The sequence below is a fragment of the Caldicellulosiruptor kronotskyensis 2002 genome, from assembly GCF_000166775.1.
GTDB lineage: Bacteria > Bacillota > Thermoanaerobacteria > Caldicellulosiruptorales > Caldicellulosiruptoraceae > Caldicellulosiruptor > Caldicellulosiruptor kronotskyensis.
In genome coordinates this window covers 1,598,740-1,623,065 of sequence record NC_014720.1, presented here as the reverse complement: position 1 = coordinate 1,623,065, position 24,326 = coordinate 1,598,740, and the positions used below count along the sequence as shown (strand labels likewise).

Sequence of the window (24,326 nt, the reverse complement as noted above, 5' to 3'; positions counted from 1 at the left end):
TATTTAATTGGTTTTATAAAATTATACACCCAAATGAATAATTATGCAATGAGCTAATTTAAATTTTCTTGAGATTTAAAGGGATTTATTTTATTATAATATCTTAGATATGAAGAATTTTTCAAGGAGTCTGTGAATGAAAGTAGCTTTATTTGGAGGTACTTTTAATCCTATTCACATTGGACATCTAATTATGGCTCAGTATGTTTTGAATTTTTCGCAAGTGCAAAAGGTTATATTTGTTCCAAATGGACATCCTCCGCACAAAGTTGAGGATGTAGCAGATGCGTTCGACAGGTTTGAAATGGTTAAGCTTTCAATAGAAGATAATCCATATTTTGATATAAGCGATTTTGAAATCAAAAAAAGTAACCCAAGCTGGACAATAGATACACTTGAGTATTTTTCATCTATATATGAAAGAGTATATTTCATTATTGGAAGTGACAATCTGTCAGAGATAGTGAAGTGGTACAAGGCAGAAGAAATTCTGAAAAGATACCCTCTTATTGTTCTTCCACGAGAAAGAAATTTGTGTGCGATAAAAAAAGAAATAGAAAAGCTTTCTTCTAAATATGCTCAAGATATTACTTTGATTCAGATGCCTATTATTGATATATCTTCAACAGAGATAAGAAAACTAATTCGCCAGAACAAGAGTATAAGATATATGGTTCATCCAAAGGTGGAAGAATATATTAAGAGAAAGGGGCTTTACAAAAGGTGAAAATTGAACAGATTAAAGATAAATTAAAAGAACTTTTGGATGAGAAAAGGTATGTGCATTCGATTGGCACAATGGAGTGTGCAGTAAAGCTTGCTGAAAGGTTTGATGAAGATACGCAAAAAGCAATGATTGCAGGTCTTGTTCATGATGTTGCAAAGTGCCTTGATAGGCAGCAGTTGTTGAATTGTGCGTTGAAATCTGGTATAGTTATAGATAACATTATGCGAAGTCAAATAGAGCTTTTGCACGGTCCTGCTGGAAGTTATTTAGCAAGAAAGCTCTTTGGAATAGAAGATGTTGACATCTTAAATGCTATTGCATATCATACAACGGGAAGAGAAAATATGTCAAAGTTAGAAAAGATAATATATGTGGCAGATTTGATTGAGCCTTCAAGACAATTCGAACATGTAGAGAGGCTCAGAGAAAAATCGTTTGAAAATTTAGAAAAAGCAGTTGTAATGGCTATGGATAATACTTTAAAGTATGTAATCGACCGTGGTGGATTAATACATCCCAATACTATTTATGCAAGAAATTGGCTTATATTACGAGAAAGCGGGGAAGTAAAGTGAAGAAGATACGAATCAAAAAAGAAGCAAAGATGTTTTTGGCATCTTTTTTAGCTACTGTAGCGGTTATATTTTTCCTTATTGTTGTAACAGCTTTGTATTATAAAAATACAAAGACACTTCCGCCAATTATAAATAGTCTAATTGAAAAGGTTACAAATACTGAAACAAGCGGGCTTGAGAATAATTTGCCGATGAACATTTTGGTTCTTGGAGGAGATGAAAAAGAAGGTGGAAGGTCAGACACTATAATGCTTGTACGTATACAAAAAGATTTCCAACCAATTATTATTTCTATTCCAAGGGATACAAGAGTAAAAATAGAGGGCATAAAAGGATATTCAAAAATCAATGCTGCATATGCCTTTGGCAAGGCAAAATTGGCCGTAAAAACTGTAGAAGATCTTCTGGACATAAAAATTGACAGGTATGTGGCTCTAAATTATGAAGCGGTCAAAAAAATTGTTGATGCAGTTGGTGGAGTGGATGTTGAAGTTCCTTTTCATTTATATTACAAAGATACAACACCAGGCAAAGAGCTTTTTATAGATATTCCTGCTGGTCTTCAACATTTGGATGGAGAAAAGGCAGTTGAGTTTTTGCGCTGGCGACACAATTCAAATGGTAAAGAGTATGGTAGAGGCGGAGATTTGGGTAGAATTGAGATGCAGAAAAAATTTGTGCTTGCATTGATTGAAAAGGTATTAAAGCCACAAAACCTTATAAAACTCCCAAGTATTATCCAGACAGCAACAAAGTACGTTGATCACAATTTTACAAGAAATGAGATGGTTTGGTTTGTCCAAAATGCAGGAAAATTCAGTAGTCAAAATATAATGACAGCTGTATTACCGGGATATCCCAAGTATATTGATAAAGTTTCTTACTATATATTGGATGAAGGGAAATGCAAGCAGCTTGTTAAAGATTTAAATGAGCCAGAAATAATAAAGGAGGATATCAGAATAAAAGTAATAGGAGAAACTGGCAGTGAAAAAGCAGCTTTGATCAAAGGCGAGCTTGAATCAAAGGGATATATAAATGTTGGGTTGGAGAGTCAAAAGAGTATTCAAAATTCTACAATTGATCTAAAGAGAATTAACAGAAAATATCTTGAACAATTAAAAAATGATATTGACCTTTCAACTTTTCAGGTGGTTTATTCACCGGATTATGAGGAAAAATATGATATTTATATTAAAATAAAATAAAAAAGGGGTGAAAAAAGTAAATTGGAACAAAAAATATATGAGATTGTAAAACTTCTATCCGACAAAAAAGCTCAGGATATAGTGGTTTTGGACATTTCAAAGCTAACAATAATAGCTGACTATTTTATTATATGCAGTGCTTCGAATGTTCAACATGTAAAAGCCATTGTGGATGAGATAGAGGAAAAAGAACCAATGCATATTTTGAGAATTGAAGGCAAAGAAAGTTTCAGATGGGTTGTTATAGATTTTGGTGATATAATTCTTCATATCTTCCATGAAAAAGAGAGAGAATTTTATAACCTTGAACGATTGTGGATAGATGCTCAAAAGGTTGAGATTGCAGCATTGTAGTAATAACAAACTATTTCAAATGAAAAATCAATGGGGGTATGAGAAATGGAATATAATTTTAAAGAAATTGAAAAGAAATGGCAGCAAAAATGGTTTTCACAGAACAAATACAAAGTATCAGAGGATAGTTCAAAACCAAAATATTATGTCCTTGAGATGTTTCCATATCCTTCAGGAAAACTTCATATGGGACATGTTAGGAACTATTCGATTGGTGATGTATTTGCTCGATTTATGAGATTAAAAGGCTACAACGTTTTGCACCCGATGGGCTGGGATGCTTTTGGATTGCCAGCTGAAAATGCTGCTATAAAGCATGGGATTCATCCTTCTGACTGGACGTGGTCAAATATTGAGAATATGAAAAGGCAACTTATGGAGCTTGGAATTAGCTATGATTGGGATAGAGAAGTAGCCACATGCCATCCAGATTATTATAAATGGACTCAGTGGATGTTCTTGCAGTTTTATAAAGCTGGGCTTGCTTATAGAAAGAGATCATATGTAAACTGGTGCCCATCATGTGAGACAGTGCTTGCAAATGAACAGGTTGTAAATGGTAGATGTGAAAGATGTAAATCACTTGTTGGCAAAAAAGATTTAGAGCAGTGGTTTTTCAGAATTACCAATTATGCAGAAAGACTTCTTCGTGATATAGAAAAGCTTGACGGGTGGCCAGAAAAAGTAAAGATAATGCAAAAGAACTGGATAGGAAGAAGTGAAGGTACAGAGATTGAGTTTGAAATTGAGGATTTGGGTAAAAAAATAAAAGTATTTACAACAAGACCTGATACTCTTTTTGGCGTCACATACCTTGTTTTGGCTCCAGAACATCCTTTAACAAAGGAGATAATAGCAGGGAAACCTCAAGAGAAAGAATGTCTTGAGTTTATCGAAAAGATGCAATATCTAAATGAGATTGAAAGAACTTCTACAGAAACAGAAAAAGAAGGAAGGTTTACGGGTGGATATGCTATTCATCCTCTAACAGGTGAAAGAGTGCCAATATACATTGCAAATTATGTACTGGTTGATTATGGAACAGGGGCTGTAATGGGTGTCCCAGCCCATGACCAGAGGGATTTTGAGTTTGCCAAAAAATATAATCTTTCAATTAAAGTTGTAATAAAAGGTGAAGGTATTGACATTGAAAATCTTCAGAGTGCTTATGAAGACGAAGGTGTTTTGATTAATTCTGGAATTTTTGATGGGCTTAATAACAAAGAAGCTATGAAAAAGATAACACAGTACCTGGAACAAAAAGGTGTTGGCAGGGCGTGTGTCACATATAAACTCAGAGACTGGTTAATATCCAGGCAGCGTTATTGGGGAGCTCCAATTCCCATTGTATATTGTGAAGAATGTGGAATTGTTCCTGTACCAGAGGAAGATTTGCCTGTTTTATTACCTTACAATGTTGAGTTTAAACCAACAGGTCAGTCACCACTTTCTTATTGTGAAGAGTTTGTCAACACTACATGCCCGAAGTGCGGGAAGCCTGCAAAGAGAGAAACTGATACAATGGACACATTTATATGTTCATCGTGGTATTATTTTAGATACACAGACCCCAAAAATGATAAAAAACCTTTTGAAAAATCGCTTGTTTCTTACTGGCTTCCTGTTGACCAGTATATTGGCGGGGTTGAACACGCTATATTGCATCTTCTGTATTCGAGGTTCTTTACAAAGGTGCTATATGACCTTGGCTATGTACCTTTTGAAGAGCCTTTCAAGAACCTCTTGACCCAAGGCATGGTGTTAAAAGATGGAGCAAAGATGTCAAAATCACTGGGAAATATAGTCAGTCCTGAAGACATAGTAGAAAAGTATGGAGCTGACACAGCAAGGTTGTTTATACTCTTTGCTGCACCACCAGAGAGAGATTTGGAGTGGTCAGACCAAGGGGTTGAGGGATGTTTTAGGTTTTTAAATAGGCTGTGGAGACTTTATATAGAACTTAAAAACAAACTTGCAGATGATAGTCTTATTGGTGAGTCTGAACTTGACGATGAACTAAGATATAGATTAAATTATACAATTAAAAAGGTTACAGAGGATATAGCAGAGAGGTTTAATTTTAATACTGCTATCAGTACTATCATGGAGCTTTTGAATTTCTTGTATGAGTACAAAGAATGTGGCAAATTAAATAAAGATTTAATTAAAGATACACTCAGGAATTTATTGATATTGATTTATCCATTTACGCCTCATATTGCATGTGAGCTATGGGAGATTATGGGGTATGGTAATGATATTGAAGAGGTAAACTGGCCTCAGTACAATGAAGCTGCTCTTGTTCGAAAGAACGTAGAGATTGCTATTCAGATAAATGGCAAGGTAAGGTCAAGGATGAACATCTCTGTGGATATGACAGAAGAAGAAGTGAAACAGGCAGTCATAAGTGACGAGAAACTTAAAGCTCTTTTGAATGGGAAAGAAATAGTCAAGTTTGTGTATGTGAAAAATAGACTTGTTAACATTGTGGTGAAATAATAAAGAGGGCATTTTGAGATGTGCCCTCTTTATTTTAATTTTCTTTTTTGCAGTGTTGTAAAATCTATTGTTTTTGTCGACCTGAGTTTTAGTTTCATTTTTTTTCGCTTAAACCTGATTATAGTTATTATTGTAAATAGAAACACACATAAAACAACTACTGCCAAGATTTCTATAACAAGCTTAGTACCCTTTATCAAATCCTTTTTTACGTTTTGTAAAATTTTCTTTGAAGTTTGCATTTCGTAGCTTTCATATGAAAGAACAGGAATGGAACTGATGAGGTATCCCCTGCTGTACACATACACATTTCCGATTACTGTGTCCTTGTATATTGGCAGTTTTAGGTCCTTTAAAAAGTCTATAGTGTATGTTAAATCAGATTCTGCTGGTGAATAAACATTTTGAAGAACATAAACAGGGGTTTTGAGATATCCATCCAGCCATTTTTGATTTGTTTTGTCTATTAATACCTTTCCGACAATTTGATGTTCTGAAAAAAGTTTCACTCTTTTAAAATTGTTAAAGCCATAATTAAACAGCTTAATTGCGTCTGAAAAAGCATCTTCAGAAGAGAGAATAACAGCAATAAGTTCTATGTTGTCTTTTTTAGCGGAGGCAATTAAGCATCTTTTTGCCTGGGCTGTATAACCTGTTTTTATTCCTGTTGCATATGGGTAATAATATTTAGAGTTTTTTCGCAAAAGCTTATTTATATTATAAATTATCTGCCACTCAGGTTTTTTATGCATTGAAGCAGTGGTTATTCTATATTCAACTGTAGAAAATATCTTTCTCAAAATTTCATTTTGATAAGCCTGTCTTGCAATAAGGCTCAAATCATAAGCAGTTGTATAATGCTGAGGAGAGTGAAGTCCGTTAGGATTTACAAAATGAGAATTTTCGGCACCAATACTTTTTGCATACTGGTTCATTTTCTCAACAAATGCGGGGATATTACCTGCTATATTTTCAGCAATCACATTAGCTGCATCGTTTGCAGATATCAAAAGCATTGCGTAAAGAAGGTCCTGGAAAGATATAGTCTCACCTGGATTCAAATAATAACTGCTACTTCCTGGTTCAATCATTGTGGCTTTTGAAGAAACTTTAAATATCTTGTTAAGATTATGTTCATATGATATAGCAACAAGTGCTGTGAGAACCTTGGTAGTACTTGCAGGAAAACATGTTAAATTAGAATTTTTTTCAAATAAAATCTGCCCCGTATGTGCTTCAACCAAAATGGCTGACTTTGCGCTCAAGAAAAGTTTGTCTGTGGACTCTTGTTGTGAGTATGTATACAAGGGGTATGTAAAAAGTAGTGCAAAAAAAAGAGCTGAAATAATTAGATATAAGACTACCTTTTTTAGAAACTGAGACATTAAATACTGTCACCGCCTTCAAAAGATTTGTGTGCATGTGATAAAATAAGTATATATTATGACCAGCTTTTATGTCAATTGCTGGACTTCTGGCAAAACTTTTTATTTATTTATCAAGTACGATAACCAAAAAAAGAAGGTGAAATAAGATGCCTGTATTTACAAAAAGAGAAAAGGTTATGATTGTGATTATTGGTGTACTTCTTATACTCAATGTATACCAGTATTTTACACACAATGGTCTTTCGGACAAAAGCACTGGGGAAGTGGTTACCATTGAGTCGCAAGAAGGTGACAATGACATTGCGAACAATGAAGGTAAAGAAACAGCTGAGACAAATATTCAAGATTTTCAGCAAAAATGCATTGTTTATGTGTGCGGAAACGTAAAAAATCCAGGAGTTTATGAGCTTTTGCCAGGCAGCAGAATAAACGATGCCTTGGTTTTGGCGGGTGGAGCTCTACCTGGAAGTGACCTGAATTCAATTAATCTTGCTGAGAAAATTTCTGATGGGCAAAAGATTTATATTCCAAAGATAGGCGAAGTGCAGTCGCAAAGTAGTTTATCTTCTTCAACGGGTGGAACAAAACAAGAAACTATTTCTGAAGATGAAAGAAAAATTAACATAAATACTGCTACCAAAGAAGAGTTGAAAACTCTTAATAGAATTGGTGATAAACTTGCTGAAAGGATAATAGAATATAGACAAAAGCATGGACCATTTAAAAGTATTGAAGAGATAAAAAACGTAAACGGTATTGGGGAGAAGATATTCGAGAGTATTAAGGATTCTATCACAGTGCAATAAATTAATTGACAAAACTCAAATAAAAGTTTATAATACAACCGTTATGATACGAGGTGACTATAAAGATGAGATTAGATGTATCAAAGTTAAAAACAAATGGTGACTCTGAAGAGTTTGAATTTTGTGAATCTTGGGAAAAGCTTGAATTTAGAGGTGATATTTTATTTTTTGTAGAACCTGTCTATTTTTACGGAGTTGCTACAAAGAAGGGAAATTTGATTGAGGTCAGTGGCAATGTTAAAACAAAACTAAAAACTATATGTTACAGATGCACAGATGATGCTTATGTTGAAGTTGACGTTCCTTTTTATGAAGAGTACTCAAATAGAGAAGATACTACAGATGATGAGGTAATTAAGTTTGAAGATGATGTCATTGAATTTGATGATAGTATAATTGCAACAATTGTTCTGTATCTGCCGATGAAGTACCTGTGTAAGGAAGACTGCAAAGGGCTTTGTCCTGTGTGCGGGACAAACCTAAATGTGAGTTCATGTTCATGTGAAAAAGATGATATTGACCCAAGATTGAGTATTTTAAAAACACTTATTAATGAGCTTGAGACAGATGAGAAAAAGGAGGTGTAAAATGAAATGGCACAACCAAAAAGAAGATGGTCAAAACAAAGAACACACAAACACAGAGCAAATTGGAAATTGGAAATTCCAAATCTTACAGAGTGTCCACAGTGTCATGAGATGAAACTTCCTCACAGGGTATGTCCAAATTGTGGGTATTATAGAAATAGAAAAGTTGTAAACCAAGACTAACAAAATAGCCCTGATTTATTTTCAGGGCTATTTTGCTTTGGGTACATAAAAGGTATTTTAATTGTAATGAAAAAGTGATAAATTAATAGAAAAGGGTGATATAAACTGGTCAAACGAAAAATAAGAAAGGTTATCGGAATCAGGCGAAAATTAGTTGAACCAAGGAGAAAGTTATATCTTGATATATTGGTATACAGAAACCTAAAAAAACTTCTTTCAACCCTTGAGTTTCAAACCGTCTTTACTTACATGAGTCTTCCATATGAAGTTGATACCAAAAGAATTATTGAATATCTTATCAAAAAAAATAAAAAGGTCTGTATGCCTAAGATTGTAAATAGTGCAGAAATGGTGGCGTGTGAATACAAAAAAAAGGATAAGCTTCACAGAAATAAGTTTGGTATCTTGGAGCCGTCAAGCAAGCAGCAGATACCTCCATCACAAATAGATGTCTGTATAGTACCTATTGTTGCGTTTGACAAGGATTTAAACAGGGTGGGGTTTGGCAAAGGTTACTATGATAGGTTTTTGAAAAAGGTAGCCCAACATTGTGTGAAGGTTGGGATTGCATACCATTTTCAAAAGGTAAAAAGAATCAAAGCAAATGAGCACGACGTAAAGCTTGATGTAATTGTGACTGACAGGCTTGTCTTATTGCAAAAAAATGCATATAGGGGAGAATGTGATGAGAAGGATACTACTTAAAAATGCAAAAGAGGGTATGGTGCTTGCACGGGACATATACAGTGAGGATGGCAAAGTTTTAATTGCAAGTGGTCAGAAACTCACAAATAGTGTTATAAAAAGGTTAAAAGAATTTGGAGTTTATGACATTTACATTGTAGATGACAATACCGAGATTTACATAGAGGATGTTATAACCAAAGAGATAAAAGAAGAAGCATTTGAGATTGTAAATGGTGTTTTTACGTCAAAATATATAAATACGCAAGAGATTACTCCTGAAATAAAGGAGCTTGTTAGCAAAATAATTTCTTCTCTTTTGAACCAAAAAGAGGTTATCTTAAACCTGTGTGATATACGTACAGTTGGGAACTACACACTTTTTCATTCATTCAACACAACCGTGCTTTCAATTTTGATTGGAATAAAGCTGGGATATGATTTTGATAAACTCATGGTACTTGGTATGGGCACTTTACTTCACGATATTGGTAAAATAAAAATTCCCAGAAATATTTTAAGTAAGAGAGGACCTCTTCAGGAAAAGGAATATGAGATGATAAAGATGCACACAATTGTTGGATATGATATCTTAAGCTCTGAGTACAAATTTGACCAAAATGTTGCAGAGATTGCACTTTTTCATCACGAGAGATTGGATGGCAGTGGTTATCCTTTTGGCAAAACCAGAGATGAAATCCCGCAAATGGCTAAAATTGTAGCTGTGGCAGATGTGTTTGACGCTTTAGTTAGTGACAGAGAGTTTAGAAAGCGATTAAAACCTCACATGGCAATTGAATATTTGCTAAATTCATGTTCAACACATTTTGATAGTTATATCGTTTCCAAGTTTGTCACATTTATTTCTCTTTTTCAAATTGGAACACCGGTTGTACTCAATACACGAGAAAAAGGAATAGTAGTTCACAATAACCCCAAGTTTCCATCAAGGCCAATTGTTAGAATTTTTTATGATAGTGAAGGTAAAAGGCTTGCATTTCGAAAGGATATAGATTTGGCTTTGAATTTCCACTATTATATTGTTGATGTGTTAGATGATTTAGAGATATAAAACCAGGAAAGAAGAAAGGTGCAAAAGAGAAATGAGTTTTGTTCATCTTCACCTTCATACTGAGTATAGTTTGTTGGACGGAGCTTGTAGGATTGATAGGCTTTTTGAAAGAGTAAAAGATTTAAATATGAACGCTGTGGGAATAACTGACCATGGAGCAATGTATGGTGTTATAGATTTTTACAAAACTGCCAAAGAAAATGGTATCAAGCCTATAATTGGATGTGAGGTATATTTAGCTCCACGGACTCGCTTTGATAAAGAACCAAATATCGACAATGATATCCACCATCTTGTCCTTCTTGCTATGGACAATGATGGCTACAGAAATCTTTCCAAGATAGTTTCAATTGGATTTGTTGAAGGATTTTACTATAAACCAAGGGTTGACAGAGAAGTCTTGAGCAAATATTCAAAAGGACTTATAGCTCTTACAAGTTGTCTTGCAGGGGAGATTCCTAAACTGATTTTGAGAGAGCAAAAGGAAAAACTGTATGATGCAATTAATTTTTATAAAGAGGTGTTTGGAGAAAACTTTTACTTTGAACTTCAATATCATTACATTGATGAGCAAAGATTTGTAAATAATGAACTTATGAGGCTATCAAAAAAATATCAAATTCCGCTTGTGGCAACAAATGATGTTCATTATTTGAGGAGAGAAGATAGAAACCTTCATGATATTTTGCTTTGCATTCAAACAGGAAAAACTATAAGTGACTCTAATCGCATGGAGTTTCCAACTGATGAATTTTATCTCAAGTCACCCGAAGAGATGCAACAGCTTTTTGGTTACATTCCGGAAGCACTGAAAAACACGTTGGAGATTGCTGAAAAATGTAATGTTGAGTTTGAGTTTGGTAAGATTAACCTTCCGAAATTTCAACTGCCAGAAGGCAAAAGTGACGCATTTGAATACCTTAAAGAGTTGGCTTTAGAAGGATTCAAAAAGAGATATAAAAATGACGACAAAGCTGCATATGACAGGCTTATGATGGAACTTCAAGTGATAAAAGATATGGGATTTGTCGAATATTTTTTAATAGTTCAGGACTTTATAAACTATGCTAAACAAAACAACATAATGGTAGGTCCTGGAAGAGGTTCTGCAGCGGGAAGTATTGTGGCATATTGTCTGGGTATTACGAATGTTGACCCAATAAAGTATGACCTTCTTTTTGAGAGATTTCTAAATCCAGAAAGAGTATCTATGCCTGACATAGACATCGACTTTTGTTATCAAAGAAGACAGGAAGTGATTGACTATGTCACTCGCAAATATGGAGAGGATAGAGTAAGTCAGATAATAACCTTTGGAACAATGGCAGCAAGGGCTTCAATCAGAGATGTTGGACGGGTTCTGGGAGTTCCATATTCTCAGGTGGACGAAATTGCAAAAATGATTCCGTTTTCTCCAGGGATGACCATTGACAAGGCACTTGAGATAAACCATGAGCTTAAAAAGATTTATGAACAAAATGATATGGTAAGAAAAATAATTGATACAGCAAGAAATCTTGAAGGTATGCCAAGACATGCGTCTGTTCATGCTGCCGGTGTTGTGATTTCAAGTTGTCCAATTACAGATTTAGTGCCGTTGGCAAGGACAGATGATGCTATTGTTACTCAGTTTCCAATGACAACGTTGGAAGAACTTGGACTTTTGAAGATGGATTTTCTTGGGTTAAGGACACTTACTGTAATTCAAAATACGTTGGAGCTTGTGAAGAAAAATAGAGGCATAGAGATTGATTTAGACAGGATAGACTATAATGACAAAAATGTTTATGAATTTATATCAGAAGGAAACACAAACGGTGTGTTCCAGCTTGAAAGCAGTGGCATGAAACAGTTTATGAAAGAACTCAAACCTGAAAACTTAGAGGATATTATTGCAGGAATTTCCCTATTTAGACCTGGCCCCATGGACCAGATTCCAGTTTATATTCAGAACAAAAATAACAGAGAAAAAATTGGATACCTCCATCCCAGCCTTGAGCCAATTTTGAATGTCACCTATGGATGTATTGTGTATCAAGAACAAGTTATGCAAATTTTCAGAACACTTGCTGGATATTCGCTTGGAAGAGCTGACCTTGTGAGAAGAGCAATGGCAAAGAAAAAAGCCGATATACTTATGGAAGAAAAGGATAGATTCATTGAAGGAGCTATGGCAAATGGAATAGATAAAGAAACAGCTGAAAAGATTTTTGCCATTATAGAAGATTTTGCAAGTTATGCATTTAACAAATCACATGCTGCCGCATATGCTATATTAGCATATCAGACAGCATATTTGAAAAAGTATTATACCATCGAGTTTATGGCAAGCTTAATTACAAGTGTTATGAACTCGAATGAGAAGGTTGGAATGTATATTGAAGAGTGCAGAAAATTTGGAATATCTATTTTGCCACCTGATATAAACAAAAGTAGTTATGACTTTACAATTGAAGGAAATAGTATAAGATTTGGACTAAGAGCTATAAAAAGTTTGGGAGAAAATGTCATTGCCCACATCTTAAAAGAGAGAGAGAAAAAAGGAGAATTTAAGGATTTATATGACTTTATAATGAGGGTTGATACAAATACTGTAAACAAAAGGATTATTGAAAATTTGATACGTTCGGGTGCATTTGACTTTACAGGTTTAAATAGAAATTCGCTTTTAGCTTCAGTAGAGGATATTCTTGCTATAAAACAAGCTAAAAAGAAGAATGCAAATCAGTTTAGTTTTTTTGAGATATCCGGTAACGAAAATGAAAGTTTTGTATACAAAAATATGCCTCAACCAACTGCCCAGGAACTCATGAAAATGGAAAAGGATACAATTGGAGTATATATAAGCAGTCATCCGCTTGAAAAGTATACAGAGGAAATTTCAAAATATAATATAACTCCTCTCTCTGAGATATCTGGTATGTCTGAAGAAGATGAATACAAATTTGAACAAATACTTGTGTGTGGAATATTAAAAGAAGTAAAAGTAAAACTTACAAAGAACAACCAGACAATGGCATTTGCAAAATTAGAGGATTTGACAGACTCTGTTGAGGTGTTATTTTTTCCTACCGTTTATGAGAAGTATTCTCATTTGATAAAGGAAGATATGGTTGTGATAATGGAGGCAAAGGCAACATTCAGAGAGGATGAAGGAGTAAAAGTTATTGCTCAAAAAGTAGACAGGTTGGGTGAGAAGCATCAGGAAGGTCAGGGAAGCGGTGAAAAAGCAATCGCAATAAGGGTAAGTGATGATACAATATTAAAGTCAAAAAAGTTCTTAGCATTTATAAAGTTCTTTTCAGGAAAGTCAAAAATAGTTCTTTATTATAATCAAAAAAGGCTAATTTCCAAGTCAAACTTATGTATAGAAATAAATCCTACTGTGATTGAACAGCTCAAAGAGTGGTTTGGCGAGGAAAATGTTTGGATAGAAGATATAGATTCTTGATTTTTAGACCGTTTTGTTATAATATTTGAAAAGAGGTGAGAGTGAGACATGGAAAATGAAAATGTATACGAATACAAAAATGGTGACTATATAGTGGTCAAAGCACTTGAAAACGGAGTAAATGTCATAGGGCTTACAAGAGGCAAGGACACAAAACTTCATCACACAGAGAAACTTGACAGTGGTGAAGTTTTACTTGCTCAGTTTACTGAAGTTACGTCGGCAATTAAGGTAAGAGGTAGGGCTGAGATCTATACAAAGTTTGGGCTTATTGTTTCAGAGTCCCAGAATAAATGATGGTGTAGAAGGTGTTTTTATGTGGGAAGTTGTTTATATAACCTCCAATAGTGAGATTGCCAACAGAATCAAAGAGGAGCTTGAGAAGGTAGGGATTCTTGCAAAGGTCAAATCTATTTCTCAGGAAGGCAAAGAAGGTTATTTTGAAATAATAGTGCCAGAAACAGATGTCAATGAAGCACACAACATAATAATTGAAAAAGGATTTTAAACTAAAAAGAAAGGGGAACAGAATATATGCCAGAAGTGAGAACTATTGGTGTTTTGACAAGCGGTGGCGATGCACCAGGAATGAACGCTGCTATACGTGCTGTTGTGAGAACTGGTATATACTATGGGTTTAGAGTGATGGGCATAAGACGCGGGTATAATGGTCTTATTGAAGGCGACATTTTTGAGATGAACCTGAGGTCTGTTTCAGATATAATCCAACGTGGTGGAACAATCCTTTTGACTGCAAGGTCTCCTGAGTTTATGACAGAAAATGGGCTCAAAAAAGCTGCTTCAATGTGCAAGATATTCAAGATTGATGCTCTTGTTGTAATTGGCGGAGACGGGTCTTTCAGAGGGGCAAGAGACTTGAGTAAGTTTGGTATAAATGTTGTTGGAATTCCTGGAACCATTGACAATGACATCGCATGTACAGACTACACTATTGGTTTTGATACAGCATTGAATACTGTACAGGATGCAATTAACAAGATAAGAGACACAGCAACCTCTCATGAAAGAGTTAGTATTCTTGAGGTAATGGGACGTCATGCGGGATATATTGCTCTTTATAGTGGCATTGCAGGCGGTGCTGAGTCGATCGTAATTCCCGAAAAAGGTCTTGACAAGGATGAGATAATAAGAAGAATAATTGATGGAAAAAACAAAGGAAAGCTTCACAACTTGATTATATTGGCTGAGGGAATTGGTGGAGCAACAGAGCTTGCAAAGGAGATTGAAGAAGCAACTGGAATAGAGACAAGAGCGACCATCCTTGGGTATATTCAGAGAGGTGGCTCGCCTACTGCGTATGACAGAGTTGTTGCAAGTTTGATGGGGGCAAAAGCTGTTGAGGTTATCAAAGAAGGGAAGCAGAACAGGATAATTGCAATGAAGGATGGAAAGATTGTTGATTATGATATTGACGAAGCACTTTCTATGCAAAAGACAATTGATGAATACATGTACAATTTAGCTACAATCCTTTCTTTATAACTTTTTATGGAGGGTTTAAGTTTGAGAAAAACAAAAATAATTTGTACATTAGGTCCAGCGACCGACTCAGAGGAGATAATAAGGAAACTTGTTGAAAATGGGATGGATGTTGTGAGGTTAAATTTTTCTCATGGTACTCATGAAGAGCATAAGAAAAAGATTGACATGGTAAAAACAATAAGAGAAGAACTTGACAAGCCTATTCCCATTTTGCTTGACACCAAGGGTCCAGAGATAAGAATAGGTTTTTTTAAAGATGGCAAAGTAGAACTGAAAGAAGGTCAGAAATTTGTTCTGACTGTGGAAGAAATCTTAGGAAATGAAGAGATTGTTAGTATAACTTATAAAGAACTTGTTGAAGATATAAAACCAGGTGATAAAATTCTGATAGATGATGGACTTATTGAGCTTATTGTTGAGGACAAGACAGAAAAGAACATAATCTGCAAGGTAAAAAATGGAGGAGTTTTAACCAACCAGAAAGGGGTAAACGTACCGGGTATACCCATTAGGCTTCCTGCACTTACCCAGAAGGATAAAGAGGATATTCTGTTTGGGATAGAAAATGATGTAGATTTTATTGCAGCCTCATTTATAAGAAAGGCAAGTGACGTTGTTGAAATTAGAGAGTTTCTGAACAAAAATGGTGGAAAGGACATTTTAATAATTGCCAAGATAGAAACTCAAGAAGGTGTTGCCAACTGCGACGAAATAATAAGAGTTGCAGATGGAATTATGGTTGCAAGAGGAGATTTAGGGGTAGAACTTCCTTTTGAGGAAGTTCCCCTTGTTCAAAAGATGCTGATTGAGAAGTGTTACAAAGCAGGAAAGCCTGTCATAACAGCAACCCAGATGCTTGAATCTATGATACGAAATCCAAGACCTACCAGGGCAGAGGTTAGCGATATTGCCAATGCCATATTTGATGGAACTTCTGCAATAATGCTTTCTGGCGAGACGGCAATGGGCAAATATCCTGTTGAAAGTGTTGCTACAATGGCAAAGATTGCCGAAAGAGTGGAAAATCAGATTGATTATATCAAGAGATTTCAATCTCAGGTATTTGATATGCCAGTTAATGTGACAAATGCTATTTCGCACGCAACTTGTACAACTGCACATGACCTTGGTGCAAAAGCTATTATAACTGTAACAAAGTCAGGTAACACTGCAAGAATGGTTTCAAAATTCAGACCTGCTTGTCCGATTATTGCAACCACACCTTGTGAGAAGGTTAGGAGACAGCTGAATCTGTCATGGGGTGTGTATCCATTTTTGGCAGAATACAAAAGTTCAACAGATGATATATTTGACCATGCTGTTGAGATAGCTGTAAAATCCAAGATTGTAAAAAACGGAGATTTAGTCGTCATTACTGCTGGAGTTCCTGTTGGCGTGAGTGGAACAACAAATATACTTAAAGTTCATGTCGTTGGACATGTTTTGGTTGAAGGGCGAGGTTGGGGAAGCGGAAAGGTAACAAGCAGGGTATGCGTTGTTAAAAACATTAATGAACTTAAGCAGAATTTTGAAGATGGAGATATAATAGTTACAAGCCAGACAAATAATGAGTTTATACCTTACATGAAAAGGGCTTCGGGAATTATCACAGAAGAGGGTGGACAGAACTCTCATGCAGTAATTGTAGGTGCTGCACTTGATATCCCTGTAATAACAGATGCTAAAAATGCATTGGAGATATTAAAAACAGGGATTGTAGTTACAATTGATACTCAAAAAGGAATAGTATTTAGTGGAGAGCAGAAGATAGAAGAATAAAAGTTTATATAGGGGTAACAAATAATGATAGAAATAGAATTAGTAGTTAGGTATGCAGAAACAGATAGAATGGGTATTGTGCATCACTCAAATTATTTTGTGTGGTTCGAAGCAGCTCGTACAGAACTTATAAAAAAGGTTGGTATATGCTATTCGCAGATTGAAAATGAGCTGGGAGTGTACCTACCACTTATAAGCTGTTCTTGCGATTTTAAGAGAGCTTGCTTTTACGAAGATAAGATAACGGTGAGTGCAAAGGTTAATAATTTAACACCTACAAGAATAAAATTTTACTATCAAGTCAAAAAGGATGGAGTTTTGTGTGCAACAGGTTTTACTGAACATGCCTTTGTTGATAAAAATTTTAAACCAATAAATCTGCAGAAAAAAAACAGGGATTTGTTTTTGAATTTTGAAAAGCTGTGGGTTGAAGACAAATTGTAATATTTAAAACTGTTTGACATATCTTAATTAAGTGAGTTATAATAATACCATAATCCTGAGGTAGTGTTTTTGAGCCTGGTTTGAGGGGAGGGAAATTGATGTCAGAAGTAAGAGTGGGTGAGAATGAATCACTCGATAGTGCCCTCAGAAGATTTAAAAAGAAATGTGCAGAAGCTGGGGTTTTAGCTGAACTCAGAAAAAGAGAGCACTATGAAAGCCCAAGCGTTAGAAGAAAGAAAAAATCAGAAGCTGCACGTAGGAGAAAGCGCAGATAAGGAGTAGGAGGCGTTTTTGTTGAGTCTCAAAGATAAGCTCCTTGAAGATTATAAAACTGCTATGAAAGAAAAGGATGTTGTTAGAAAAAATGTTGTTGGTATGGTGAGAGCTGCAATATTGCAGTTTGAAAAGGACAACAAGGTGGTTCTTGACGATAGTGGAGTTCTGAGTGTCATTGCTAAGGAAATTAAGAAGAGAAAAGATAGTTTACCTGAATATATAAAAAGTGGCAGACAGGATTTGATTGATGAGTTGAATAGAGAGATTGAAATTTTGACTTCTTATCTTCCACCCATGCTCAGCGAAGAAGAAATAGAGCAGCTTGTAAAGGAAACTATAGAAATTATAAAACCTAATGGAATAAAAGATATGGGGAAAGTAATGCAAGAGGTTATGAAAAAGGTAAGTGGCAGAGCAGATGGAAAAGTTGTAAGTGAGATTATTAAAAAATATTTACAACAATAAATAAAATAATCGAAAGATAAAAAGTGGCCTTCTTGATGCAAAAGCAGAAGGTCACTTTTTTATTTTGGATAAGTTATAAAAAAATTTGAGGGAAAATAAAATAGAGGTGAACCTTAATTTTTAAATAGGGCATTTATGCCGAAGATATCAAAGAAAAATTTAAGACAGTTTGCTTTGTTATCTCAGCTTCCCCAAGAAGTTATAACAGACCAGCCAAGAATTACTTTAATAGGTGACCAAGAAATTATTGTTGAGAACCATAAAGGACTCATTTGTTATGAAGACACTTTTGTTAAAATAAACACAAATATATCTCCTCTTGCAATTGAAGGAGATAAACTTGTAATTGAAAGAATGGACAGCGAAACAATTATTATAAACGGAAGAATAAAGTATGTAAAATATTTTTTTGATCCCGAACAAGGGAGAAGTGATTGAAAGATGTGCAGTGGAAGACTTGTTTTAAAAGTAGAAGGAGAGAATTTAAACAAATTTTTAAATATGCTTATTTTCAACAAGATTTTACTTAAACTGTATTCTAAACAGAATAATACCATAATTATAGGTATATCAACCAAAATTTTTAAAAAAGTAATAAAGATAGCAAAAAGAACAAAGTGCAAAATAAGCATTTTAGAGAAAAATGGAATGTATTTTTATTTAAAGGAGCTAACGTTATGGAAAGTAATTACAGTTGGAGTATGTATTTTTATTTTAATAGTTTTTAATCAGTTTATTTTTGACATAGCTATTTTAAACCATGGTTCTGCAGATATGTTGTTAAATGAAAAAATAAAAGAAAAACTTTACCAGTACAATATAAAGCCATTTATACTGAAAAATAAAATTGACGAAAAAATACTTGAAAGAAAACTTCTTACTGAGTTGGGTGATTTAATGTGGGTAAATGTGAAAAAAGAAGGTGTTCGTCTGTTTGTGGAGTATGTAAAAAGAGAAATGGCAGAAATAGAAAACAAGAAAGGACGGATATTTGCAGCAAGTAGCGGAATTATTAAAAGAATAATCTTAAAATCTGGGAATTTACTTGTCAAAGAAGGTGATACTGTAGTATATGGACAGCTTCTTGTAGATAATAAAGTGTTCTCCAAGGATGGAATTGAGTATTTTGAAGATGCAAATGCCCAAATTGAAGCAATCACATTTTACACCGTCCCTGCAGATTTTACTATTCCTTTATATCAAAAAGAATATATTTCAAAAGCAACAGTACCATACATAAAAGTTGGTAATTATGAAATCAAACTTAAAAATATAGTTACTAAAAACGAGAATTGTGATAAAATTAAAATAAAAGAGTATAAACTTTCACCTTTGGCTATTTGGGTGGGAGTGTATGAAGTCAAAAGATACAAGCTAAAAAGATTTGTGCCTACGTTTGATCAAATAAAGGAAAAGGCTAAAAGAGAATGTGACCAAAAGTTTATGTCACTTACAAAAAATAAGAAGATATTAAATGTTTTGTCAGTTCGCACATATATAAAAGTGATAAAGCAAAAAGGTGAGATAAGGAAAATTGAATGCCAAAGAAATTATGAATGTTTAGAAGAGATTGGCGTTAAAAAATAAAATCTTAGGAGGTTAGAAATATTTGGAAGAAAGACTCATTTCAACTTTAAGCATTGAAGACACCCAAGAACTTTGGAACATATTTGGTGAGTTTGATTCTAAAGTTAAGACTTTAGAAGAGCTTTTGAATGTAAATATTGTGTTTAGAGACAATGGTATAAAAATCATAGGCAATAATCCAGAAAATATAAGTAAAGCAGAAAAAACGATAAAAATATTACATGACATGGAGAAGAAAAAATTAGATATTGATGAACATACTATACGTTATATAGTAGAGACTTTAGAAGATGAAGAAATAAGAAGTTTAGAAAATGATGTTATCTTTATAACTCACAGAGGCAAACAGGTAAAACCTAAAACTCTTGGTCAAAAACGATATATAAATGCAATTATGAACAATACAATTGTATTTGGCATTGGACCTGCAGGTACAGGTAAGACTTACTTGGCTATGGCAATGGCTGTTCATTACCTCAAAAAGAAAGAGGTAAGCAAAATTATTCTTACAAGACCGGCTGTTGAAGCAGGTGAAAAATTAGGATTTTTACCTGGAGATTTGCAAACAAAAGTAGACCCATACTTGCGACCAATTTATGATGCACTTCATGACTTAATTGGCACAGAAACCTACCAACGGTATATGGAAAGAGGAGTAATTGAGGTTGCACCGCTTGCATACATGCGTGGAAGGACCTTAGATGATGCTTTTATAATTTTAGATGAGGCACAAAACACTACTTCAGAGCAAATGAAGATGTTTTTGACAAGACTTGGTTTTGGCTCAAAGGCAGTGGTGACTGGTGATATTACTCAGATTGACTTACCAAGTGGGATTGAGTCTGGACTTGTTCAGGTAACGAAGATACTTAGGGATATTGAAGGAATAGAATTTGTTTTTTTGACTTATCAAGACGTTGTTCGTCATCAACTTGTTCAAAAGATTATTAATGCTTACAATAGGTATGAAGAAAAACGAAAGGAGAAACAAAAAGCATAGACCATGTTAAAAATTTTTGAACGATGGCATGAGAGAAAAAGGATTTATTATTATCGATTTATTCTTTTTTTCTCTTTTTTTGGGACCTCGTCGCTATTGATAGCACTGTCTAAAAGAAAAGAAACACCCATAATTTGGAATAAAATTTTTCGGTTTTTTAATCCTGAAATAAAATATTCTAAATTTAGAATAGACGGTGATTTATCAGCTGCAATTTTATTAATTTTGATACTTTCTCTCATAATGGGAGTGTATTTATATCTTTTTGAAAGAAAATTTATAGACAACTGCAGGGATATGGCAGCAACAAGTGCTATTATAGCTCTAAATCTTCTTTTAATAAAGTTTCTTCTTCCCATACCAACATATGCTGTGCCGGCTTTTGTAGGAGTTATTTTGATTTCGCTTTTGATTGATGTAAGAGTTTCGATAATTTTTAATGTAATACTTTCTATTGTAACCCTGCTAATTGTGGGAATGAATAACCTTAGTTTTGCTCTTCATCTTTTTGTGACAGGAAGTTTGTGTGCAATTGTATCGCACAGTATTAACAATAGGCTTCAATTTATATCCCACGGATTTTTGGCCAGTTTAATATCCTCACTTTTTGTTTTGTCAACTGAATTAGTATTTAAAATGAATGAAGCTGAGGTGTTGACCACTTCAGCAAACTCTTTTATTGGTACGGCACTTTCGTTTATTATTGCGTATGGAACTTTACCTGTGTGGGAGTACTTATTTGATTTTACCACCCCGATTAGACTTATGGAACTTTCTAATCCCAACCATCCATTACTTAAAAGACTTTTACTTGAAGCTCCAGGTACTTATCATCACAGTTTAATAGTAGGGAATTTAGCCGAGATTGCATGTGAAGCAGTTGGTGGAAATTATCTTCTTGCCCGCATAGGCGCTTATTATCACGACATAGGAAAGCTAAAAAGACCTTTTTATTTTAAGGAAAATCAGATTATTGAAGAAGACCCTCACAACAGGATAACTCCTACTCTTTCAGCTCTTATAATAATCTCACATACAAAAGATGGTGTGGAGATTGGGAAGGAATATAGGCTACCAAGACAGGTTCTTGACATTATAAAACAGCACCATGGTACTACTAAGGTGGCATTTTTTTATGGAAAAGCGCTAAGTCAAAATCAGCAAGTGAGTGAGGAAAAGTTTAGGTATGATGGACCAATTCCACAGAGCAAAGAAGCTGCAATTGTTATGTTGGCTGACTCTGTTGAAGCAGCTGTCAGGGCTCTTTCTTCTCCGACGCCTCAGATGATTGAAGCTACTATAAGAAATGTAATTCAAGAAAAGCTTCTTGATGGGCAGCTAAATAACAGCGATTTGACATTTAAAGAACTTGAAATTATATTGGAAAGTTTTATCAAGGTTTTGACTGGTGTTTTTCACAAGAGGGTTAGTTATAATATATTTGAAGATTCTTCAAACAAATCAGATGAGGTGATGGTAAGAAGTGAAAATATTCATTCAAAATCAGCAAGATAAAGTTGATATTGACCAACACATTTCAAAGATAATTGAAGAGTCGATTGTAAATACCATTAAGGTTTTCTTGGAAGAAGAGAACTTTGAAATAAGTGTATTCATAGTTGATAACAGCTTCATAAAGGAACTCAATAGAAATTATAGAAATGTCAATAAAGAAACAGATGTACTATCTTTTCCTATATTCGAATTTAAAAATGGGAAGCTTTTAGAAGATATAGTGATTATGGAAGATGAAATTCCTCTTGGTGACATTGTAATTTCAATCGAAAAGGCAGCACAGCAGGCGAAAGAATTTGGTCACTCATTGGAAAGAGAAATTGCATATTTAACTGTGCATTCTGTTTTACATCTTTTGGGTTTTGACCACATAGAAGAGGATGATAGAAAAGTAATGAGGGAGTATGAAGAGCAAATTTTACAGAGCATGGGGTTGACAAGATGAACAAAAGAAGAACCTTGCTGGAGAGTTTTGACAATGCAATAAATGGAATAATAATTTCTTTTAAGACTCAAAGAAATATGAAGATTCACTTTATAATAGCTTTTACAATTCTCTTTTTAACTATTGTCTTTAAACTTAATAAGATCGAAACAGTATTAGTACTAATTTGTATTGGTTTAGTTATTGCAACAGAACTTATAAACACTGCAATAGAAAATACCATAGACCTCATAGCAAAAGAGTTTGAACCGAAAGCAAAAATTGCAAAAGACGTAGCAGCAGGAGCTGTGTTGGTGTCTGCCTTGATGTCATTAACCATAGGGTATTTTCTTTTTTATGATAAAATAAAGCTACCAATAGAATTAACACTTAAACATATAAGAGGTATTTCTTTTCATGTAGTGTTTTTATCCCTTATAATTGTAGCAATGGTCATAATAGTTGTTAAGGCTATTACAAATAGAACAAAGTTTATGCAGGGCGGAATGCCAAGCGGTCATACTGCTTTAGCTTTTGCTGCGGCAACTGCTATTTTAATGCTCACAAACAACCTCATAATAGTATCACTTGCTCTTTTTTTGGCTCTATTGGTACTTGAGAGTAGGATAGAAGCAAAGATTCATACAGTTTGGGAGACAGTTGTAGGTGCCATTATTGGAGTTCTTGTAACCCTTTTGATATTCAAGATAAAATGAAAGAGGGACCTTTATGAAACATAAAAAAGAAGTTTATTTGAAAAAGATTTTACCATTAATAATAGGAATTATAATTATTTCTTTGTCAGCATGTGGTAAAAAAGAGACCAAAAATGAAATCTTAAAAACAAGTAAAACATTACAAACGATCAAAAATGAGGAAAAAGACAATACTCAAGCTCAGCAATTTAACTATCTTTGTAGATTTACTGGAGAAGTCATTTACCCAAAAGATGAACATCAAATAATAGCAGTTATGATTAATAATGAACCTGGTGCAATCCCTCAATCTTCGTTAGATCAGGCTGAGTACCTTTATGAAGCTTTGATTGAGGGTGGAGCAACACGAATTATGGCAATATATCACCATACATATCCTAAAAAAGTAGGTCCTATAAGAAGTGCAAGACCGTATTTTATGCAGATAGCAAAGTCACTTAATGCTTACTTTGTACACTGTGGTGGTAGCCCACAAGCTTACAGGCTTTTCAAACAGAATTTTATACCTCATATTGATGCTATTTACACAGGTGGCGGAATTTTCTTCAGGACCTCAGATAGAAAAGCACCGCATAATCTCTATTCTTCTATGGAGAAGCTTTCAGCTTTTTTTGATAAAAAGGGTTACAAAATGCAGAAAACTTACAAAACATATCCTTTAACAGATGAAGTAGTGAATAAATGGAATTCAGAAAACACCAAAATAAAAATTACTTTTTCAGGATGGTATTATGTAAGATATGAATATGATGAACAGAAAAAAGTTTACAAAAGGTTTATAAAAGAAAAACCTCATCTTAACAAAGAGACAGGTGCTGTACTGACTGCAAAAAACTTAGTAATAATTTTTGCTCACTATGACACAATAAAAAACGATGACAGAGGTAGACAGGAAGTGGATTTTTCAAAAGGAAAAGGGTATGTTCTGCAAATGGGAAAAACTATTCCAATAACTTATGAATTTAATATGAAAAATTCATTTATATTAAAAGATGAAAATGGGCAAGAGATTAAGCTTTTAAAAGGGAACACATGGTTTGAGATTGTACCGCAGTATGGTAAGGTTAAGTTTGAATGAGAGGA

The 24,326-nt window shown here is 34.3% G+C and carries 26 protein-coding genes; 25 read left to right on the top strand and 1 reads right to left on the bottom strand.

All coding sequences use genetic code 11. From position 1 onward, the window contains the following. Positions 1 to 136: 136 nt before the first annotated feature. From nadD to leuS, 5 genes are read left to right on the top strand one after another with little or no spacing between them, the layout of a single operon-like run. Positions 137 to 727: a nicotinate (nicotinamide) nucleotide adenylyltransferase gene (gene nadD / locus CALKRO_RS07340; protein WP_013430407.1), complete on the top strand. Its 591-nt coding sequence runs from the start codon at positions 137 to 139 to the stop codon at positions 725 to 727. Next, complete coding sequence (gene yqeK, locus CALKRO_RS07335) at positions 724 to 1,302, top strand: bis(5'-nucleosyl)-tetraphosphatase (symmetrical) YqeK (protein WP_013430406.1); 579 nt, start codon at positions 724 to 726, stop codon at positions 1,300 to 1,302. Before nadD ends, yqeK begins: the two co-directional genes overlap by 4 nt. After that, complete coding sequence (locus CALKRO_RS07330; protein ID WP_013430405.1) at positions 1,299 to 2,510, top strand: LCP family protein; 1,212 nt, start codon at positions 1,299 to 1,301, stop codon at positions 2,508 to 2,510. The genes yqeK and CALKRO_RS07330 overlap by 4 nt, the downstream gene beginning before the upstream one ends. Before the next feature lie 21 nt (positions 2,511 to 2,531). Then, positions 2,532 to 2,864 (top strand): ribosome silencing factor, encoded by a 333-nt coding sequence (gene rsfS, locus CALKRO_RS07325; protein ID WP_013430404.1) that lies wholly within the window; start codon positions 2,532 to 2,534, stop codon positions 2,862 to 2,864. 45 nt (positions 2,865 to 2,909) lie between these two features. Beyond that, a complete protein-coding gene (gene leuS / locus CALKRO_RS07320) occupies positions 2,910 to 5,363 on the top strand; it encodes a leucine--tRNA ligase (protein WP_013430403.1) in 2,454 nt (817 codons plus the stop codon). Positions 5,364 to 5,392: 29 nt separating this feature from the next. Here the strand turns inward: leuS and CALKRO_RS07315 are convergent, their stop codons facing one another. After that, entirely contained in the window at positions 5,393 to 6,748 is a 1,356-nt protein-coding gene (locus tag CALKRO_RS07315; protein ID WP_013430402.1) for a D-alanyl-D-alanine carboxypeptidase family protein, read from the bottom strand. A gap of 149 nt (positions 6,749 to 6,897) precedes the next feature. Here CALKRO_RS07315 and CALKRO_RS07310 point away from each other — a divergent pair, with 149 nt between their 5' ends. The 20 genes from CALKRO_RS07310 (at position 6,898) to CALKRO_RS07215 (ending at position 24,321) form a co-directional block, all read left to right on the top strand. After that, complete coding sequence (locus tag CALKRO_RS07310) at positions 6,898 to 7,557, top strand: helix-hairpin-helix domain-containing protein (protein WP_013430401.1); 660 nt, start codon at positions 6,898 to 6,900, stop codon at positions 7,555 to 7,557. A 65-nt stretch (positions 7,558 to 7,622) separates the two neighbouring features. After that, positions 7,623 to 8,144, top strand: a complete 522-nt coding sequence (locus tag CALKRO_RS07305; protein ID WP_013430400.1) for a YceD family protein — start codon at positions 7,623 to 7,625, stop codon at positions 8,142 to 8,144. Between the two features lie 6 nt (positions 8,145 to 8,150). Then, positions 8,151 to 8,327 carry a 50S ribosomal protein L32 gene (rpmF, locus tag CALKRO_RS07300; protein WP_013403355.1) on the top strand — a complete coding sequence of 59 codons (177 nt, stop codon included), beginning with the start codon at positions 8,151 to 8,153 and terminating at the stop codon, positions 8,325 to 8,327. Positions 8,328 to 8,432: 105 nt separating this feature from the next. Then, a complete protein-coding gene (locus CALKRO_RS07295; protein WP_013430399.1) occupies positions 8,433 to 9,032 on the top strand; it encodes a 5-formyltetrahydrofolate cyclo-ligase in 600 nt (199 codons plus the stop codon). Continuing rightward, complete coding sequence (locus CALKRO_RS07290; RefSeq protein WP_013430398.1) at positions 9,013 to 10,083, top strand: HD-GYP domain-containing protein; 1,071 nt, start codon at positions 9,013 to 9,015, stop codon at positions 10,081 to 10,083. Before CALKRO_RS07295 ends, CALKRO_RS07290 begins: the two co-directional genes overlap by 20 nt. 31 nt (positions 10,084 to 10,114) lie before the next feature. After that, on the top strand, positions 10,115 to 13,534 hold the full coding sequence (locus CALKRO_RS07285) for a DNA polymerase III subunit alpha (RefSeq protein ID WP_013430397.1): 3,420 nt from the start codon (positions 10,115 to 10,117) through the stop codon (positions 13,532 to 13,534). Positions 13,535 to 13,582: 48 nt separating this feature from the next. Next, positions 13,583 to 13,831, top strand: a complete 249-nt coding sequence (gene mtrB, locus CALKRO_RS07280; protein WP_013403351.1) for a trp RNA-binding attenuation protein MtrB — start codon at positions 13,583 to 13,585, stop codon at positions 13,829 to 13,831. A 19-nt stretch (positions 13,832 to 13,850) separates the two neighbouring features. Then, positions 13,851 to 14,042, top strand: a complete 192-nt coding sequence (locus tag CALKRO_RS07275; RefSeq protein ID WP_013290583.1) for a hypothetical protein — start codon at positions 13,851 to 13,853, stop codon at positions 14,040 to 14,042. A 26-nt stretch (positions 14,043 to 14,068) separates the two neighbouring features. Continuing rightward, entirely contained in the window at positions 14,069 to 15,037 is a 969-nt protein-coding gene (gene pfkA / locus CALKRO_RS07270; RefSeq protein WP_013403349.1) for a 6-phosphofructokinase, read from the top strand. 21 nt (positions 15,038 to 15,058) lie between these two features. Beyond that, positions 15,059 to 16,816 carry a pyruvate kinase gene (gene pyk, locus CALKRO_RS07265; RefSeq protein ID WP_013430396.1) on the top strand — a complete coding sequence of 586 codons (1,758 nt, stop codon included), beginning with the start codon at positions 15,059 to 15,061 and terminating at the stop codon, positions 16,814 to 16,816. 24 nt (positions 16,817 to 16,840) lie between these two features. Beyond that, positions 16,841 to 17,260: an acyl-CoA thioesterase gene (locus CALKRO_RS07260; protein ID WP_013430395.1), complete on the top strand. Its 420-nt coding sequence runs from the start codon at positions 16,841 to 16,843 to the stop codon at positions 17,258 to 17,260. Between the two features lie 98 nt (positions 17,261 to 17,358). Beyond that, positions 17,359 to 17,535 (top strand): 30S ribosomal protein S21, encoded by a 177-nt coding sequence (rpsU, locus tag CALKRO_RS07255; protein ID WP_011917352.1) that lies wholly within the window; start codon positions 17,359 to 17,361, stop codon positions 17,533 to 17,535. A 19-nt stretch (positions 17,536 to 17,554) separates the two neighbouring features. Continuing rightward, a complete protein-coding gene (locus tag CALKRO_RS07250) occupies positions 17,555 to 18,001 on the top strand; it encodes a GatB/YqeY domain-containing protein (protein WP_013430394.1) in 447 nt (148 codons plus the stop codon). A 135-nt stretch (positions 18,002 to 18,136) separates the two neighbouring features. After that, a complete protein-coding gene (gene yqfC / locus CALKRO_RS07245; protein ID WP_013430393.1) occupies positions 18,137 to 18,439 on the top strand; it encodes a sporulation protein YqfC in 303 nt (100 codons plus the stop codon). 3 nt (positions 18,440 to 18,442) lie between these two features. Next, positions 18,443 to 19,588 carry a sporulation protein YqfD gene (locus tag CALKRO_RS07240; protein WP_013430392.1) on the top strand — a complete coding sequence of 382 codons (1,146 nt, stop codon included), beginning with the start codon at positions 18,443 to 18,445 and terminating at the stop codon, positions 19,586 to 19,588. 22 nt (positions 19,589 to 19,610) lie between these two features. Beyond that, positions 19,611 to 20,588, top strand: coding sequence for a PhoH family protein (locus CALKRO_RS07235; RefSeq protein ID WP_013430391.1), 978 nt, complete (start codon positions 19,611 to 19,613; stop codon positions 20,586 to 20,588). Between the two features lie 3 nt (positions 20,589 to 20,591). Continuing rightward, a complete protein-coding gene (locus CALKRO_RS07230) occupies positions 20,592 to 22,103 on the top strand; it encodes an HD family phosphohydrolase (RefSeq protein WP_013430390.1) in 1,512 nt (503 codons plus the stop codon). Continuing rightward, positions 22,072 to 22,548 carry an rRNA maturation RNase YbeY gene (ybeY, locus tag CALKRO_RS07225; RefSeq protein WP_013430389.1) on the top strand — a complete coding sequence of 159 codons (477 nt, stop codon included), beginning with the start codon at positions 22,072 to 22,074 and terminating at the stop codon, positions 22,546 to 22,548. Before CALKRO_RS07230 ends, ybeY begins: the two co-directional genes overlap by 32 nt. Next, positions 22,545 to 23,243, top strand: a complete 699-nt coding sequence (locus CALKRO_RS07220; protein WP_013430388.1) for a diacylglycerol kinase — start codon at positions 22,545 to 22,547, stop codon at positions 23,241 to 23,243. Before ybeY ends, CALKRO_RS07220 begins: the two co-directional genes overlap by 4 nt. A 13-nt stretch (positions 23,244 to 23,256) precedes the next feature. Then, positions 23,257 to 24,321, top strand: coding sequence for a DUF3048 domain-containing protein (locus CALKRO_RS07215; RefSeq protein WP_013430387.1), 1,065 nt, complete (start codon positions 23,257 to 23,259; stop codon positions 24,319 to 24,321). Positions 24,322 to 24,326 lie beyond the last annotated feature (5 nt).

What these genes read in the sequence shown, in the direction of transcription:
- pfkA (WP_013403349.1), top strand. Translation starts at nt 14,069, where the DNA reads ATGCCAGAAGTGAGAACTATTGGTGTTTTGACAAGCGGTGGCGATGCA.
- CALKRO_RS07310 (WP_013430401.1), top strand. Translation starts at nt 6,898, where the DNA reads ATGCCTGTATTTACAAAAAGAGAAAAGGTTATGATTGTGATTATTGGT.
- CALKRO_RS07290 (WP_013430398.1), top strand. Translation starts at nt 9,013, where the DNA reads ATGAGAAGGATACTACTTAAAAATGCAAAAGAGGGTATGGTGCTTGCA.
- rpsU (WP_011917352.1), top strand. Translation starts at nt 17,359, where the DNA reads ATGTCAGAAGTAAGAGTGGGTGAGAATGAATCACTCGATAGTGCCCTC.
- CALKRO_RS07285 (WP_013430397.1), top strand. Translation starts at nt 10,115, where the DNA reads ATGAGTTTTGTTCATCTTCACCTTCATACTGAGTATAGTTTGTTGGAC.
- nadD (WP_013430407.1), top strand. Translation starts at nt 137, where the DNA reads ATGAAAGTAGCTTTATTTGGAGGTACTTTTAATCCTATTCACATTGGA.
- CALKRO_RS07275 (WP_013290583.1), top strand. Translation starts at nt 13,851, where the DNA reads ATGTGGGAAGTTGTTTATATAACCTCCAATAGTGAGATTGCCAACAGA.
- CALKRO_RS07260 (WP_013430395.1), top strand. Translation starts at nt 16,841, where the DNA reads ATGATAGAAATAGAATTAGTAGTTAGGTATGCAGAAACAGATAGAATG.
- yqfC (WP_013430393.1), top strand. Translation starts at nt 18,137, where the DNA reads ATGCCGAAGATATCAAAGAAAAATTTAAGACAGTTTGCTTTGTTATCT.
- CALKRO_RS07240 (WP_013430392.1), top strand. Translation starts at nt 18,443, where the DNA reads ATGTGCAGTGGAAGACTTGTTTTAAAAGTAGAAGGAGAGAATTTAAAC.
- mtrB (WP_013403351.1), top strand. Translation starts at nt 13,583, where the DNA reads ATGGAAAATGAAAATGTATACGAATACAAAAATGGTGACTATATAGTG.
- CALKRO_RS07315 (WP_013430402.1), bottom strand. Translation starts at nt 6,748, where the DNA reads ATGTCTCAGTTTCTAAAAAAGGTAGTCTTATATCTAATTATTTCAGCT.
- CALKRO_RS07230 (WP_013430390.1), top strand. Translation starts at nt 20,592, where the DNA reads ATGTTAAAAATTTTTGAACGATGGCATGAGAGAAAAAGGATTTATTAT.
- CALKRO_RS07220 (WP_013430388.1), top strand. Translation starts at nt 22,545, where the DNA reads ATGAACAAAAGAAGAACCTTGCTGGAGAGTTTTGACAATGCAATAAAT.
- leuS (WP_013430403.1), top strand. Translation starts at nt 2,910, where the DNA reads ATGGAATATAATTTTAAAGAAATTGAAAAGAAATGGCAGCAAAAATGG.
- CALKRO_RS07305 (WP_013430400.1), top strand. Translation starts at nt 7,623, where the DNA reads ATGAGATTAGATGTATCAAAGTTAAAAACAAATGGTGACTCTGAAGAG.
- CALKRO_RS07215 (WP_013430387.1), top strand. Translation starts at nt 23,257, where the DNA reads ATGAAACATAAAAAAGAAGTTTATTTGAAAAAGATTTTACCATTAATA.
- rpmF (WP_013403355.1), top strand. Translation starts at nt 8,151, where the DNA reads ATGGCACAACCAAAAAGAAGATGGTCAAAACAAAGAACACACAAACAC.